Source organism: Halobiforma lacisalsi AJ5, assembly GCF_000226975.2.
Classification (GTDB): Archaea; Halobacteriota; Halobacteria; order Halobacteriales; family Natrialbaceae; genus Natronobacterium; species Natronobacterium lacisalsi.
Genome location: NZ_CP019285.1, coordinates 3,268,260 through 3,283,389 on the forward strand (window position 1 = coordinate 3,268,260; position 15,130 = coordinate 3,283,389).

The window sequence follows — 15,130 nt, forward strand, 5'->3', positions numbered from 1 at the left end:
GTGTCGTGTATGACCGACGATTCGTCCCGCGACCACGTCGTTCCGGGTAGCGACGAAGACCTGGAGACGGCGGACGTTCGCGGCCACGACTTCCGTGGCGACGTCGACCTGTCGTCGCTGCTCGAGTCCTACGAGACGACCGGCTTCCAGGCGACCCACCTCGCCGAAGCGATCGACGTCGTCGACCGGATGCAGGAGGAGGAGGCGACGATCTACCTCACGCTGACCTCGAATATCGTCTCCTCGGGGCTGCGCGAGGTCGTCGCCGCGCTCGTCCGCGACGGCTACGTCGACGTCGTCATCACTACCTCGGGGTCGCTGACCGAGGACGTCATCAAGACCGCCAAACCGTTCAAGATGGGCGAATGGGACGCCGACGAGGTCGAACTCCGGGAACGCGGAATCAACCGGCTCGGCAACATCTTCGTTCCCTCGGACCGGTACGTCTGGCTCGAGGAGTACCTCTATGAGTTCTTCGACGACTTCTTCGCCGAGGAGTCGATCCGCACGCCGACCGAGTTCGCCCGCGAACTCGGCGCGACCCTCGAGGACGAGGATTCGGTGCTCAAGCAGGCCGCGGACAACGACGTGCCGGTCTACTGTCCGGCGCTGACCGACGCCGAGGTCGGGAACTTCCTCTACTACTACCGGCAGCGACAGGACACGGACTCGGACATCGGCATCGAGATCTTAGACGACTACGAGAAGCTAATCGAGGACGGCATGCTCGCGGACACGACGGGTCTGATCGCCGTCGGCGGCGGCGTGCCGAAACACCACGCCATCATGACGAACCTCTTCCGCGGCGGCGCGGACTACGCCGTCTACATCTCGACGGGAATGGAAGGCGACGGCTCGCTGTCGGGCGCGCCGCCGAACGAGGCCGTCTCGTGGGGCAAGATCAAGGACGACACCGAGACGAACTACGCCCAGGTCGAGGCCGAGGCGACGCTGGTCTTCCCGCTGCTCGTGGCAGAAGCGTTCTACAACTGATTTCGCTCTCGACGCATCACCCGCGTCGAGGACAAAGACACTCACTTCTCCGGTCCAAAGAGCGGACCACAGCCATGTCCCCCACGCGCCGTCGACTGCTCTCCGCGGTCGGCCCGATCTCGGTCTCCGTCGCCATCGCCGGCTGTCTCGATGGATTCGGTGGCGACTCGCTCGAGTTGACCACCCCCGAAGAGGCGCCCGGAGACGACTGGACCGAACCCGACTGGCGACCCGCCGACGGAACGCCGACCGAGGACGACGTCGACGCGACGACCGCCGTCGCCGATCTCGAGGTGCCCTGGGACCTCGCGTTCGCGGGCGAGGATGCTTTCCTCACCGAACGCGACGGGGGACTGCGGCGGTTCGACGCCGCCGACCTCGCGACCGGGGAAGAACTCGCGCCCGAGGACGGCGAGGTCGTCCTCGAGGCGGGCGACCTGCCGGACCGCGCCGCACCGGGGGAGGGCGGCACCCTCGGCGTCGCCGTCCACCCCGACTACCCGGAGTCGGCGGTCGCGTTCGTCTCCTACACCGTCGACGACGGCGGGTTCGAGAACCGCGTCGTCCGGTGTGATCTCGAGGGGGACGACCCCGACTCCGATCCCGACCCCGAACCCACGCCGATCCTCGAGGGGATCCCGGGCGCGACGACACACAACGGCGGCCGGATCACGTTCGGCCCCGACAGTCATCTGTGGGTGACGACGGGCGACGCCCAGGAGCCGGCGCTCGCGCAGGATCCCGGCTCGCTTGCGGGAAGCGTCCTTCGGCTCACGCCCGGCGGCGATCCCGCGCCCGGGAACCCCGACTGGGGAGCCGACGGCGACGACCGGATCTACACGCTCGGCCATCGGAACCCCCAGGGGATCGACTTCACGCCCGAGGGAGCGCCGGTGATCGCCGAGCACGGCCCGGCCGCTCGAGACGAGGTATCCGTACTGCGACCGGGCGGGAACTACGGCTGGCCCATCGTCCGTGGCGGCCCGAACGATTCCGAGTACGGGAGTTACGACGACGAGGATCACGACGCTGCGACGCCGCCGGTGCTCAACACCGGGCCGGACGAGACGTGGGCCCCGTCGGGGCTGGCGTTCTACGCTGACGGTGCGGTCGGTCCGTGGGAGAATCACGTACTCGTCTGTGGGCTGGCCTCGGAGACGCTGTACGCGGTCGCCTTGCGTCCGGGAGACGGGAACGGGAACGGGAGCGGCGATTCAACCGGCGAGGAGGGCCACCCCCACCCCGCCGACCTCCCGTGGCTCGACGACCGCCTCGAGGCGACCGTCACTCCCCTGTTCGAGGGAAGGTACGGCCGCCTCCGCCACGTCGAACCCGGGCCGGACGGCTCACTGTACCTGCTGACGTCGAACCTGGACGGCCGCGCTGGCGGCGAGTTTCCCCGAAGCGGCGACGACCGCGTCGTTCGGCTCGAGCCGTAACGTAACGTAACCCGTTTCAGTTACTTCCGCGGGGTGGTGACGCAAGGCCTATCCCGTTCACTGCCGTACGACGGGACATGGAATTCCCACCGAACCAGGGACTCGACCAGGAGGAGGTCAACGAGCAGGTCGCCGAGGCGCTCGAGGACAACGAGGTCGTCCTCTTCATGAAGGGGACCGAACTCATGCCCCAGTGTGGCTACTCGCGAAAGGCGCTCGGGCTCATCGACCAGCACCGCGACGAGTTCGAGACGGTCGACGTCCTCGAGTCGCTAGACGAGTTCCGCGTCGCGCTCGAGGACCACAGCGGCTGGGAGACCATCCCGCAGACGTTCGTCGACGGGGAGTTCGTCGGTGGCTCGGACGTTCTCGAGGAACTCGAGGAACGCGGCGAACTGGCCGAGACGCTCAACGCGGAGTAAGTTCCCTCCCCGTTCACCGGGACGAAGCGTAGCCGGGACTTGAATTTGTCCGTACTGGTATTTCACGCAGTTAATAGCAGATCATATAAGTCACCCGGGCGTACTAGCGAGCAAGAACCCTCGCCGTACTCCCCACTATGTCAACTGAGGAATCCAGACACGTATATCGGTTGCATTCGACGCTCGAACTACCCCTCGAGGACCTTCGGGACCACATCGAGGAGGCAAAATACCCCGACGGTATCGACGACGTCGAGATCACACGGCGGAACAACACCCTGATTCTCAAGGCTGTCGCCGAGGATCAGTCCGTCAGCAAGTACACGCCGACCGCCCAGCTCAAGGCCAGCGTCACGGAGAACCGCGTCTACGAGGAGGATCCGGACGAGCGCCGACAGTCCTTCAGCTGGGACGAGGAAGAGGAAGAGGAGATCGAGTCCGAACTCGTCGAGTTCGCGGCGTTCAAGGGCGACCGGGAGACGGTCCTCCAGAACTCGCTGCTGCAGTATGAGATGTTTCTCGTCCTCTGTGAGATCGCCGAGGCAGCCGAGAAGGGAACGCTGACTGCCATTTCGGAGCGCAACGGCGACCTCGAGGCGACCCGGATCGTCGAGGGCGAGCCCCGGCCGGCCGACATCGAAGTCGTCGAGGGGCCGCGCGACCACGGCTCCGGCGAGACGGGCGTCAACTGGCGGGATAACAAGTTCATCAGCGACTGATCGGATACGTATTCGAACTCACGACTGGTGGTTCCGAACCTCCGGATAGAGGCAGCTACTAGTAAACTCCTTCGTACGGATCTGGTCTCGTCTGGTCTGGGTTTGAGGAGCGAGCAGGATACGGTCACACGACCGTCCCGATCTGTGAGATCGTCCGGGCGACGCAGGGAGGAACGATTCGTCCCGACGATCGGACACAGGAAACGGGAGTGGTCGGATCGTACTTTGACTCGAGTAAGGACGCCCGCAGTGTATTCATCACGAAGAACCTGCGATATATACTCGATCGATGGAAAGGTGGCGCTACACTTGTTCGCGAATTCTATCGGCGAAACTCGTAGACATCTCCATGTTTCGCATTACGATTTCGAGGGCACCACCACCGCCACCGCTTGCAACCCGTATATTGCCTAGGCCTACTAACGCTTCTGTAATCGACTTTCGTTCTTCTACCCCTCGAACCTTATCGAGGGGTACTTCTTGCCGAATAAGGGATATGAGACGATACTCCCGCACAATTCGCTGGTTCGTTAGATAGTATGTCGTGAGACTATTCGCCCAGTATATCTGTAATCCAGTGGAGAAGAAGTAGAGTCCAGTGAGAAGGGTTACTGTCGGGTAAATATACGGAACCATCGTGAAAAACATCAGGTACGTGGTAGCTGCGAGCAGCGGAAGGCCGATGCACACTTTCACCAGTGCAACACGCTGAGTCGGGTGACGTTTGTCGATGAGTTCTTCACCGTCTCGCATCGTCGGGGATTTCGGGGCCGCCACCACGTGGACGTACATCCCCATTGCGAGAACGAATACGCCAAACAGCACGAACGGGACGGCGAGAAGCGATGGGAAATCGATATCTGCCCAATACAGATACGCGCCAGCGCCCAAGAACGGTAACCCGAGCAGCGCACTCCAGAGAGCGGGTTTTCCTCGAGCCACGTTACTTCCCCCCAATCATCGAATGGAGTACCCCGATCACGGAGAGTGCAAACCCCCCGACGGTCAGTAAGAACGGGTCGCTGAGCATGCCGAACTGTTCGTCATTTCCGTTCGAAAGGAAGCCACGCTGCACGGGTTCTTCAGTTGCGCTAGTGCTCGGCTCACTACTCTCGGAAGATCGTTCGGTTTCGGACGAACTCGAGGACGAAGAGGTGTCCCCGGACGTGGACGACGAGGTATCTTCAGACGGGGACGACGAGGAATCTTCGGACGAGGGTGGTTGCAACTCAGTTATCCTCTCTTTCAGTTGCTCGTTAGAAATCGCATACATACTCGCGTCCCAGTTCCCTACCAGAACCGCACCGTCGACGACAGCCGGAGGCGAACTAATGAAGTCGCCCCGGGGGTATCGCCAGATATCCTCGCCGGACTCGATATCGATTGCCCGTAGATCCCCATCGGTGATGAAGACGACACCGTCAGCAACTGCGGGGGATGCGCGGACGTTATTCCTCTTCTCAGATATTTTTGCCTCCCATTCAACCGATCCACTCGACCGATCGATAGCGTAAAAGCCGGAACCCGTTTCACCACCGGCGAAAACCAACTCTTCCGAAACTGCAGGAGAGGTATACAACTCCTGATCGAGGTTGGTAGTCCATCTGGGTGATCCATCCGCGGTATCCAGTGCGAAGAGATCGCCAGCGTCCGTCCCGATGTAAACTGTTCCGTCAGCTACAGCCGGCGGGGCTCTAACTTCATCACCGACGTCGGATTTCCAAACGACGGACCCGTCGTCCGAGTTCAAAGCATACATCGTCCCTCCAGTACTGCCGACGTAGACCGTCCCATCGACGACCGCGAGGCCGGAGTCGAAAAAGTAGTCCTCGGAAAATTCCCAGATTTCGTCCCCCGACTCCGCATCCATCGCAGTCACTCCATTGGCTACGGCGTACACTCGACCGTCGGAAACCTCGACTGGCGTCGTAATCTCTGAACCTGCATTTCGCTTCCAGTCGACTTTTCCCGTCGTCGTATCGAGCGAAAATACCTGCCCGCTCTTCGATCCCAGATAAACCGATCCATCAGCCACGGCCGGTGTTGGTACGTCGTCTGGGATATCCCCTAGCTCTTCGCTCAACCTCGTGCGCCATCTTTCTTGCCCGCTCGATGCTTCGACACCCAACACCTCTCCTCCAAAGGTACCGAAGTACACCATCCCGTCCGCCACTGCAGGTCCCGAAGGAAAGTCAGGGAATTCGTCGAACCTCCACAGTTCGCTGATATTCTCCTTCGGTACACGAGCGCTCGAATTGTAGCCCGTATTCCCATCGTCTCCCCCGAAGGATCGCCAATCTATGCCCGATTCGTCCTCGTTAGCGACGACGGACGTCGGATATATTGCTGCTCCGAATAGGAGCGTTCCCCCTGTCGTAATGGCTGCTCTTCGGCTTAGTCCCATTCTGTAGGGACATGGTAGTGTCCCTGAATAAAACTTTTTGGCAAATCTGACTGTTTCGATGAATTAGTATACCGTCTTTAGTCGGGTTTTCGGCACTGTCGGGCTAGTATTCGCTCTATCCTGGGCCAAGGAATCGAACCGACCGAGCGTGAGTGCGGGCAATATCGGGACGAACAATCGGAGTCCGACGGTCGACTACGTTTCAGTCCCTCGGATACTCCGAGTTCGATTATCCCTTTCTCGTCGACACGAGCAGCCAACCGGAAACGTTGACTTCGCCACTCACAGCAGACGGGAGCCAGTCCACTGGTCGCTTATTCCGATCGCAGCGCGCTCACGACGGCCTCGGCGATCGCATCACCCACCCGCTCCGGCGTTCCGGTGACGTTCCACCGGTAGTCGCCGTCCCGAGTCACGCCCACACACTCGAGGAAGTCGCGTCGATCCAGTTCCAGGAGCAGCGTCTCGAGCAGGTCCTCGTCGGGCGGGTTGCCGAGCCACTCCTGGAGGGTCGTGGCGAGTTGTGTGGTGGTTACGACGATCGGACCGGCCGAGGAGGCGTCAGCGTCGTCGGACTCGATCGCGGTGGGGGACTGTAGACCGGGTGACGGGGGCGAGGGCGGTTGCTCGGTCATATCGATCGATTCGTCGGGGACGATGACGGATCACCGTTCGCGTTAATCACGACCTCCTTGAAGTTCGGTCACCGTACATGGACGGAAACCGGCCGCAAACCGTCGCCGGCGTGGACGGCCGCGAACGGCCGGCGCGAGTAGCGGCCCGATTCGGGACGGAAGGCGGTTCCTGTTCGGACTCCTCCGTTTTCGGGGAGTTCGGAACGGTTTCCTTTCCGAACTGTATCGTTTCGATAGGCGTTCGGGCCGTGACCTGAAACCCTCGGTTCGAGCCGTATCACGGTCGAATTCGGAGTTCTTGGACGCTATAGTCCGACAGAACGGCGCTGCACGAGGTAGCGCGCTGATAACGATATGCCGGCCGCTGGAACGACGGGTACATGCTCTCCGAGGTGAACGTCAGTCGACGGGAGTGGTCCCTCCGCGCGATGCCCGCGGGCGCAACTCTAACTCGCTTCGCCCGCCCGCTTGCGTTTCTCGTCGGATCGATCGTCCCGGACGTTCGAACCCACCGACCCGCGGTCGCGGAGGTGAACTGATGCGCGTCTGTTCGATCGTCGGAGCCCGTCCCCAGTTCGTCAAGGCCGCGGTCGTCTCCAGAAAGCTCCGCGACGTCGGCGAGGAGGTGCTGGTCCACACCGGGCAACACTACGACGAGGAGATGTCCGACGTCTTCTTCGAGGAACTCGACATCCCCGAGCCCGACTACAACCTGGGGGTCCAGTCGGACACCCACGGACGCCAGACCGCGAAGATGATCGCCGCACTCGAGCCCGTATTGGAGGAGGTCTCCCCGGACGCACTCCTGCTGTACGGCGACACGAACTCGACGCTTGCGGGGGCGATCGTCGGCGCGAAACGCGACGTCGCGGTCGCCCACGTCGAGGCGGGCCTCCGGAGCGACGACCGGGAGATGCCCGAAGAGATCAACCGGATCATGACCGACCACGCCTCGGAACTGTGTTTCGCCCCGAGCGAGGCGGCCGTCCGGAACCTCGCCCAGGAGGGGATCTCCGAGGGCGTCTACTGGACCGGCGACGTGATGTACGACGCCCTGCTCGAGGCCCGCGAGCGGTCACAGGAGGCCTCGACGATCCTCGAGAATCTCGGCCTCGAGAACGGCGAGTTCGTCCTGGCGACGGTCCACCGGCAGCGCAACACCGACGTCAGGGAGAACCTCGAGTCGATCGTCTCGGCGCTTGCCGACGCGCCGCTGCCGGTCGTCTTCCCGGCGCATCCGCGGACCGTCGAACGGCTCCGCGAGTACGGGCTCTGGGAGCGGACGACCGACGCGCTCGAGGTGATCGAACCGCAGGGGTATCTCGACTTCGTCCGGTTGCTCGACGCGGCCGAGCGGATCGCGACGGACTCGGGCGGCGTCCAGAAGGAGGCGTTTTTCCTCGAGACGCGGTGTATCACGCTGCGGTCCGAGACCGAGTGGGTCGAGACGGTCGACGCGGGCTGGAACCGGCTCGTCGGCTCCGACGCCGACCGGATTCGGGACGCGCTCGCGACCGACTGGGATCCCGACTCACATCCCAGGCCCTACGGCGATGGGCTGGCGAGTCGACGGATCGTTACGCTACTCCGGCGGGAAATCGACGGTGAGGTCGAGGTCGAGGACGTCGAGATCGACGAACCGACTCGGGGAATCGAAGCGGTGCCACTGGACTGAGCGACAGGCCGGGTGATCGGCGGGGTCGGCGGAGTCAGCGGAGACTCCGTGCCCGTACCGGCGGGTCTCCCGTCCCTGGCTTCCGACAGAGGTTTCCGGTCCCCAAAAGGGTTTTACCGAGGTAATTATATCTAATTACACGATGTCAGCAAACTTCCCCGAGTACGTCGACGTCGACTACGACGAGGGCGACGGCGAAGATCCGGAGGACTACCCGCACATTCAGGACAAGATCGAGAAGGCCATCGAGGTCACCCGGGAGGGACTAGAGGAGTACGAGAACCCCGCGGTCATGTGGACCGGTGGCAAGGACTCGACGCTCACGCTGTACTTCATCAAGGAGGTCGCGGACCGGTTCGACCTCGAGGTTCCCCCGGCGGTCTTCATCGACCACTACCAGCACTTCGACGGGATCCACGACTTCGTCGACCACTGGGCCGACGAGTGGGACCTCGAGGTCATCTACGCGCGCAACGAGGACGTCGGCGGATACGTCGACGAACACGGCCTCGAACCCGGCGACGAGATCGACATTTCCGAACTCTCCGATCACAACCAACACCACGTCCGGGAGATCCTCGAGTACGAGGAGGACACGTTCCCGTTCCTGCTCGACACCTACGTCGGCAACCACCTGTTGAAGACGGTCGCGCTCAACGACGCCCTGGAGGAGTACGACATCGACGGCGTCATCTCCGGCGTCCGCTGGGACGAACAGGAGGCTCGCGCCGACGAGACGTTCTTCTCGCCGCGCCACGACCCCGACATCTACCCGCCCCACGACCGGGTGCAGCCCATCCTCCAGTTCGACGAGGCCGCCGTCTGGGACGCCTTCTGGAACTTCGTCGTCCCGGACACCGTCGAGGAGTTCCCGGAAGAGGGGTACGTCCCGGAGGCCGACGACGACCTCCCCGAGGGTGTCACGCAGGAAGACGTCCCGATTTCGCCGAAATACTTCGCCGGCTTCCGCTCGCTCGGCAGCGAAGTCAGCACGGAGAAAAGCGACGAGGACCCCGCCTGGCTCCAGGACCTCGAGGGGACGACCGAACGTGCGGGTCGCGCCCAGGACAAGGAGGACCTCATGGAGCGACTGCGCGACCTCGGCTACATGTGAGGTAGCGATCGAAACGCGGGCGGTTTCGGTCGGGTCGGTTCCGTTCTCCCGGTCGGCGACACCAGTATTGCCCGTTTTCGCCTCGTTCCGGCGGCCCTGTGAGACGACCGAAAGGTAAGGGGGTCGAAGCGACGCGCGCGAACGGGTTTACATGTCGGCCTGCGACTATAATATCGATCCGTGTGATTCCCAGGTATGGCCGAACGAATCGCCGACACGCGGATCGATAGCGCGAGGCGAGCGGTAGGGTACGGCGGGGATGCAAAGCGGCAGTTCGATACAGTCACGCCGGATGAACAACCGGAACTCGAGATCGGAACCGACGACGTCGAGTCGATGTACTCGAGTTCTATCGGGGCGGACGCGGTCGCAGACCAGACCGCGCTCCTCTCGTCCGTCCTCGAGTCCGAGGCTGGGATCGATCGGGAACGGCGTATTGCCCACGTCGCTGGAACGCAGGCGAGCCAGGGGGCTCCACCCTCGGAATTCGTCGCCAGCTACGGGGCGGTCGTCGACGGCCTCGTTGACGAGGCGTTCGACGCGCTCGAGGCAGGCGTCTCCCCGTCGGAAGCGCGCGAGGCGCTCCGGTCCGGGCTGCGGGCGACGCTGGTCGACCTACAGGTCGGGGCCGACGCGTTTGCCGACGAGGGCGTCGAAAGCGAGGTTCCGCTCGCGGACGTCTTCGAGGCGATCCCCTACCCGGCGTTTCTCATCGCCGACGATCACACCGTACTGGCGTACAACGACCCCCTCAATCGCCTCCTCGGCCTCGACGAGGGCCACCGGGAGTTCCTCGGGGACGACAACCGGGAGACCATCGCTGCAGCCACGTACACCGACGGCCGTCGCCACCGGAGCCTCGTCGACAAGGTCGCCGAGAACCCGCGCGACGCGGAGGACCACTGGGACGTCGAGCGCGTCGACGAGGAGTACGGGTACGCCGACCGGATCGTCTACGAGGACACGAGCGTCACCAAGGACAAGCAGGGCCGGGAGACGCACATCTCGTTCCTCGCGATGCCGCTGTTCGATGAGGACGGCGACCTCGAGGCCGTCCTGGAACTCGTCGAGGACCGCAGCGAGGAGATTCTCCACGAGCGGGCCGTCACGGAACTGATCGGCGAGGTGACCGACACGCTCGGGCGGGTCGGGGAGGGCGATCTGTCGGCTCGCGCGACCTTCGAGGACGAGCACGACGTCGTCAACCCGGCCCTGCTCGAACTCACCGACGACGTCAACGAGATGGCCGAAAACTTCCAGTCGCTGGTCGAACGCGTCGACGACCGTACGCGGGAACTCGAGGGGTCCATCGAGCGCGCCGCCGAGTCGGCGTACCGCATCGACGAGCAGGTCGCCGACCAGAACGACTCGCTGGAGGCGGTCGCCGACGAGATCAGCGATTTCTCGGCGACGATGGAGGAGGTCGCCGCCTCCTCCGACGGGGTCGTCGAGGCGGCCGAGGACGCCCTCGAGGAGGCCGACAGCGGGGTCGAGGCGGGTGAAGACGCCCGCGAGGTGACCGACGACTTGGTCGAGACCAGCGAGGACCTGTTCGAGACCGTCGAGCAACTCGACGAGTACATGGAGGAGATCGACGCGGTCGTCGAACTGATCGACGACATCGCCGACCAGACCAACCTGCTGGCGATCAACGCCAACATCGAGGCGGCCAAGGCCGACGAGACGGGCGCGAGTTTCGCGGTCGTCGCGAACGAGGTGAAGACCCTCGCCACGGAGACCCAGGGTCACACCGAGGAGATCGCAGACCAGATCCAGCTCGTCCGCGAACAGGCCGACGAGACAGTCGAGGGGGTCGAAACCGCCCGCGAGCGGATCGAGGACGTTGACGCCGAGATCGAGAACGCCCTCGAGTCGTTCCGGGAAATCTCCAGACAGGCCGAGTCCGCCGCGACCGGCATCGAGGAAGTCGCCGACGCCAACGACGACCAGGCCACGACCGTCGAGGAGGTCGCGGCCACCGTCGAGGACCTCCGCTCGAGTTCGGACGCCGTGCGGGAGACGACCCAGGAGATCGTCGGCGAGACCGAACAGCAGGAGGCCGCGGTCGAGGAACTCGCGGAGAACGTGCGGGAACTCTCGAACTCGAGCGGCGATCGAGAAGCGTAGTCGATCGGCGTCTCGGACTCGAACACGCACCTCACGCGCTCGAGGACGGTCAGGGTCGATTCGACCGGCTCTCTCAGTTTGTCGCGCGGTACTCGCCGTGTTTGACACCGAGTGCGAGCATGACGAGGCCGAAGATGGCCATCGACGGCGTGACCATCATCAGGATGGTTTCGGTGGTCATCATCGGTGCTCCGATCAGACCGAGGGTGCCGAGCGCAACGATCGCGACAAAGACGCCTGCGGTGGTCTTCAGGTCGAAGTCCATACGCAAGGTTAGGAGTAGCTTCCCTTATGTTTCCCGAAACCGGGGGCCGGTTCGTCGGCGTGTCCTACTCCGAGGGACGAACCAGATTCGCCAGCGCGACGACGATTCCAAGGAACCAGCCAAGCGGGAACGAGATGCCGACCCACATCCCCGCGTAGGCCGCGCCCTCGAGTTCGAAGTTCGCCCAGAGGAACTCGTTGATCCCGCCGATCGACAGCGGGTTCTCGAGCAGCCAGACGGCGAAGGCATAGCTAGGCTCGAGCACGTGCGGTTCCAGAGCGGGCGTCACCAGGGCGGCGACGACCGGCGGCAGGAACAGCGAGGTCATCGCGAAGGGGTAGGCCAGGACGACGGTGAGTGCGCGGCCGCCGAACTTCGCACAGGCCGCGGCGAGTGCAGTCGAGACGACCGCGACGCCGCTTGCCGCCGCGACGGCGATGACCGACGCGATCGGAATGTCGATCTGTTCCATGTAGGACATCACGCCCCAGGCGAGGGTCAGCAGTCCCCAGCCGACCAGCGCGACCACGGTTACGCCGACGATACCGAGACGGGTCCGGGTCGAGTCGAGTTTCGCCGCGTAGTAACGGGTGGCGAGGCCGACGACCGTCAGCGGATACAGAACGAGGAGACCGATCGTACCGAGGGTACTCCAGGCGTAGTAGGCGATCTTCTGTGGCAGCGTTTCCGGTTCCCATTTGCCCATGACGGAGTGGCCGCGGCCACGCTGCCTGGGAAAGACGAGTTCCATCCAGGCCCCGTGTAACCGCCGTAAGTCGGTCTTGACCGCACCGACTATCCCACCACCGCCACGGCTCCGCGTGCGGGTGGACATACCCAACATGAAATACCGGCGTACCGTAAACTTTCCTTCTCTTTCATCGCCGCCTACAGGTTACTCAATCGAGGATAAGACGATATTATCTCTGGCTGCGGTCAGCCGTCAGTTCCAGGGGCCGAAGTCGGGGTCGACCTGCCGTTCCCGTGCGTCGATGGCGTCGATCGCCTCGACGTCCTCATCGTCGAGGTCGAGGGAGAGCGACTCCCAGTTGTCGCGGATGTGGGCTTCGCCGGTCGCCTTCGGGATCGCGATAACGCCCTTCTCGCGGAGCCAGGCCAGGCTCACCTGAGCCTCGCTGACGCCGTGTTTCTCGGCGACCTCCCCGATTTCGGGCTGGTCGAACACCTCGCCGCGGGCCAGCGGCGAGTAGGCGACGACCTCGACGTCGTTTGCCGCACACGCCTCCCGGAGCCGCTCCTGAGGGAGCAGCGGGTGCAACTCGACCTGGTTGGCCAGGATCGGCGCGTCGAGAATCTCGGCGGCTTCCTCGAGTTGCTCGGGCAGGAAGTTGCTCACGCCGACGTTCTCGATCAGGCCCTCGTCGTACAGCTGGTCGAAGGCCGCGAGGGTCTCCTCGGGATCGTACTCCCGGGCGGGCCAGTGGACGTACAGCAGGTCGACGTAGTCGACGCCGAGCCGGTCGAGGCTCTCGCGGGCCGTCTCGAGGACGTCCTCGCGCGAGAGGTTGTCGATCCAGATCTTCGTCGCGAGGAAGACGTCCTCGCGGTCGACGTCGGCGCGTTCGATCCCTTCGCCGACGGCCTCCTCGTTGTCGTAGGCCTGGGCGGTGTCGATGTGGCGATACCCCATCTCGAGTGCCGTGCGGACGCTCTCAGTGCACGCTTCGGCATCGGTGTTCTGCCAGGTGCCGAGTCCGAGCATCGGGACGCCGCTTGCGGTCGGACAGTTCTCCAGCGAAATCTCGTCGGCGGAGTTGGTCATGTTCGCACGAAGGGAGAGAGGAGGAAAGTGGGTTTGGGTTGCGGACAGCGAGACGGTATTTCGGGATTACTCCCGATCGTCGCCGCCCTCCCCGGCTCCGCCCTCGAATTCGTACAGCCGGTCCCACGGTCGCTCCCGTTCCAGGGCGGCACTCGCCGCGAGCACCGTCCCGTCCTCGAACCGGCGACCGACGAGCTGGATGCCGACGGGATAGCCCCGTTCCGTCAGGCCAGCGGGTGCGGAGGCGGCCGGGTGGCCAGTCCAGTTGAACGGCCACGCGAGCGACCAGTCCCAGGCGGCGACGCCGGGGTCCTCGCGGAGGCCGACGCCGACCCGCGAAAGCGTCGGCGTGACGAGGACATCGTACTCCGCGAGCACGTCCTGGACCGCATCGAAGACGTCCGTCCTGACGGGTTCGGTTCGTGCGAGGTCCGCGGGGCCGTACTCCTCGCCCGTGCGGATCATCTCGAGGAGGCTGTCCGGCACCTCGTCCTCGTGCTCCCGGAGGTCGATGCCGGCGGACTCCTCGAGGGTCGTCGCCGCCCGGAGCATCGCCGTCGTGAACGTCGGTTCGACGGCCTCCCCCAGCTCGGCCATCGAGTAGCCGTGGTCGACCCGCACCTCCTCGACCGTCGCGCCCGCGGCTTCGAACGCCCCGAGAGCGTCCTCGGCGACGGCCCGGACGTCGTCCTCGACGGGGAACGCCTCGAGGTCGGGACTGTAAGCGATCCGGAGCTCCGACGCCGGACGCTCGAGGGCAGCGAACGGATCGATGTCGACGGGAACGCTTCGCGGATCGGCGGGGTCGGGACCAGCCATCGTCGACAGCGCCAGCGCGGCGTCCTCGACGCTTCTGGTCAGGGGCCCCTTCGTGACGTTGTGGGTTGACCGCCCGAACGCGCTCGGCCGGCCGTCGTCGGGGACCAGCCCGAACGTGGGTTTGAACCCGTAGACGCCACAGCAGGCGGCCGGAATGCGGATCGAGCCGCCGGCGTCACTGCCGGTCGCGATCGGGACCATCCCGGCTGCGACGGCCGCGGCCGACCCGCCGGAGGAGCCGCCGGCGTTCAGGTCGGTGTCGATCGGCGACGCCGTCGGGCCGACGACGTCGTTGATGGTCGTTCCCTTGTGGCCGAACGGTGGCGTGTTCGTCTTCCCGACGACGATCGCGCCCGCGTCCTCGAGTCGCTCGACGATCGCCGCCGTCCGTTCCGCGACGTGGTCGGCGAACAGCGCCGAACCGAACGTGTGCCGAACCCCCTCTTTCAGCCCGCCGAGGTCCTTCAGCGCGATGGGGACGCCGTGCAGCGGGCCGACGGCCTCGCCCCGTTCCAGCGCCCGATCGGCCTCCGCAGCGGCCTCGAGCGCCCGCTCCCCGGTGACAGTCACGAACGCGTCGATCTCGTCGTCGCGTTCGCGGATGCGCTCGAGGTGGGCCTCGACGGCCTCGGTTGCAGTGATCTCGCGTCGTCGGATCCGGTCGGCGAGTTCGGTCGCTGACAACGCCGTGAGGGGCCTCTCGCGTGACACGATATCGGCCCGTTGGTCCCGTGG

Annotated in this window: 14 protein-coding genes; 7 read left to right on the plus strand and 7 right to left on the minus strand. The window is 64.4% G+C overall.

The annotated features are described in order from the left end of the window. Window positions 1–9: 9 nt before the first annotated feature. The 4 genes from CHINAEXTREME_RS15855 to CHINAEXTREME_RS15870 all read left to right on the plus strand — a co-directional run bounded on the left by CHINAEXTREME_RS15855 (window position 10) and on the right by CHINAEXTREME_RS15870 (window position 3,573). Window positions 10–993, plus strand: a complete 984-nt coding sequence (locus CHINAEXTREME_RS15855; RefSeq protein WP_007142797.1) for a deoxyhypusine synthase — start codon at window positions 10–12, stop codon at window positions 991–993. 74 nt (window positions 994–1,067) lie between these two features. Beyond that, window positions 1,068–2,432: a PQQ-dependent sugar dehydrogenase gene (locus tag CHINAEXTREME_RS15860; RefSeq protein ID WP_007142798.1), complete on the plus strand. Its 1,365-nt coding sequence runs from the start codon at window positions 1,068–1,070 to the stop codon at window positions 2,430–2,432. A 77-nt stretch (window positions 2,433–2,509) separates the two neighbouring features. Further along, window positions 2,510–2,854: a glutaredoxin family protein gene (locus tag CHINAEXTREME_RS15865; RefSeq protein ID WP_007142799.1), complete on the plus strand. Its 345-nt coding sequence runs from the start codon at window positions 2,510–2,512 to the stop codon at window positions 2,852–2,854. 137 nt (window positions 2,855–2,991) lie between these two features. Further along, window positions 2,992–3,573, plus strand: a complete 582-nt coding sequence (locus tag CHINAEXTREME_RS15870) for a DUF7110 family protein (RefSeq protein WP_029601700.1) — start codon at window positions 2,992–2,994, stop codon at window positions 3,571–3,573. A 303-nt stretch (window positions 3,574–3,876) separates the two neighbouring features. Here the strand turns inward: CHINAEXTREME_RS15870 and CHINAEXTREME_RS15875 are convergent, their stop codons facing one another. From CHINAEXTREME_RS15875 to CHINAEXTREME_RS15885, 3 genes are all read right to left on the minus strand, one after another. Beyond that, the gene (locus CHINAEXTREME_RS15875; protein WP_007142801.1) at window positions 3,877–4,515 is read right to left on the minus strand and encodes a PH domain-containing protein; all 639 of its coding nucleotides are present in this window, start codon (window positions 4,513–4,515) and stop codon (window positions 3,877–3,879) included. A gap of 1 nt (window position 4,516) precedes the next feature. Further along, window positions 4,517–5,977, minus strand: a complete 1,461-nt coding sequence (locus CHINAEXTREME_RS15880; protein ID WP_081605847.1) for an outer membrane protein assembly factor BamB family protein — start codon at window positions 5,975–5,977, stop codon at window positions 4,517–4,519. Between the two features lie 314 nt (window positions 5,978–6,291). Further along, window positions 6,292–6,612 (minus strand): hypothetical protein, encoded by a 321-nt coding sequence (locus CHINAEXTREME_RS15885; RefSeq protein ID WP_007142803.1) that lies wholly within the window; start codon window positions 6,610–6,612, stop codon window positions 6,292–6,294. A 538-nt stretch (window positions 6,613–7,150) separates the two neighbouring features. On the opposite strand from CHINAEXTREME_RS15885, the gene wecB reads away from it, so the two are divergent. The 3 genes from wecB to CHINAEXTREME_RS15905 all read left to right on the plus strand — a co-directional run bounded on the left by wecB (window position 7,151) and on the right by CHINAEXTREME_RS15905 (window position 11,528). Next, window positions 7,151–8,287: a non-hydrolyzing UDP-N-acetylglucosamine 2-epimerase gene (gene wecB, locus CHINAEXTREME_RS15895; RefSeq protein WP_007142804.1), complete on the plus strand. Its 1,137-nt coding sequence runs from the start codon at window positions 7,151–7,153 to the stop codon at window positions 8,285–8,287. A gap of 142 nt (window positions 8,288–8,429) precedes the next feature. Continuing rightward, window positions 8,430–9,401 carry a phosphoadenosine phosphosulfate reductase family protein gene (locus CHINAEXTREME_RS15900; RefSeq protein ID WP_007142805.1) on the plus strand — a complete coding sequence of 324 codons (972 nt, stop codon included), beginning with the start codon at window positions 8,430–8,432 and terminating at the stop codon, window positions 9,399–9,401. Between the two features lie 195 nt (window positions 9,402–9,596). Further along, window positions 9,597–11,528, plus strand: coding sequence for a methyl-accepting chemotaxis protein (locus tag CHINAEXTREME_RS15905; RefSeq protein WP_007142806.1), 1,932 nt, complete (start codon window positions 9,597–9,599; stop codon window positions 11,526–11,528). Between the two features lie 73 nt (window positions 11,529–11,601). Here CHINAEXTREME_RS15905 and CHINAEXTREME_RS15910 read toward each other — a convergent pair whose 3' ends face one another. The 4 genes from CHINAEXTREME_RS15910 to CHINAEXTREME_RS15925 form a co-directional block, all read right to left on the minus strand. Beyond that, window positions 11,602–11,793 (minus strand): DUF7333 family protein, encoded by a 192-nt coding sequence (locus CHINAEXTREME_RS15910; protein ID WP_007142807.1) that lies wholly within the window; start codon window positions 11,791–11,793, stop codon window positions 11,602–11,604. A 64-nt stretch (window positions 11,794–11,857) separates the two neighbouring features. Beyond that, a complete protein-coding gene (locus CHINAEXTREME_RS15915; RefSeq protein WP_044961989.1) occupies window positions 11,858–12,628 on the minus strand; it encodes a hypothetical protein in 771 nt (256 codons plus the stop codon). Between the two features lie 108 nt (window positions 12,629–12,736). Then, entirely contained in the window at window positions 12,737–13,576 is an 840-nt protein-coding gene (locus tag CHINAEXTREME_RS15920) for an aldo/keto reductase (RefSeq protein WP_007142809.1), read from the minus strand. Between the two features lie 66 nt (window positions 13,577–13,642). After that, window positions 13,643–15,106, minus strand: a complete 1,464-nt coding sequence (locus CHINAEXTREME_RS15925) for an amidase (protein WP_010546816.1) — start codon at window positions 15,104–15,106, stop codon at window positions 13,643–13,645. Window positions 15,107–15,130 lie beyond the last annotated feature (24 nt).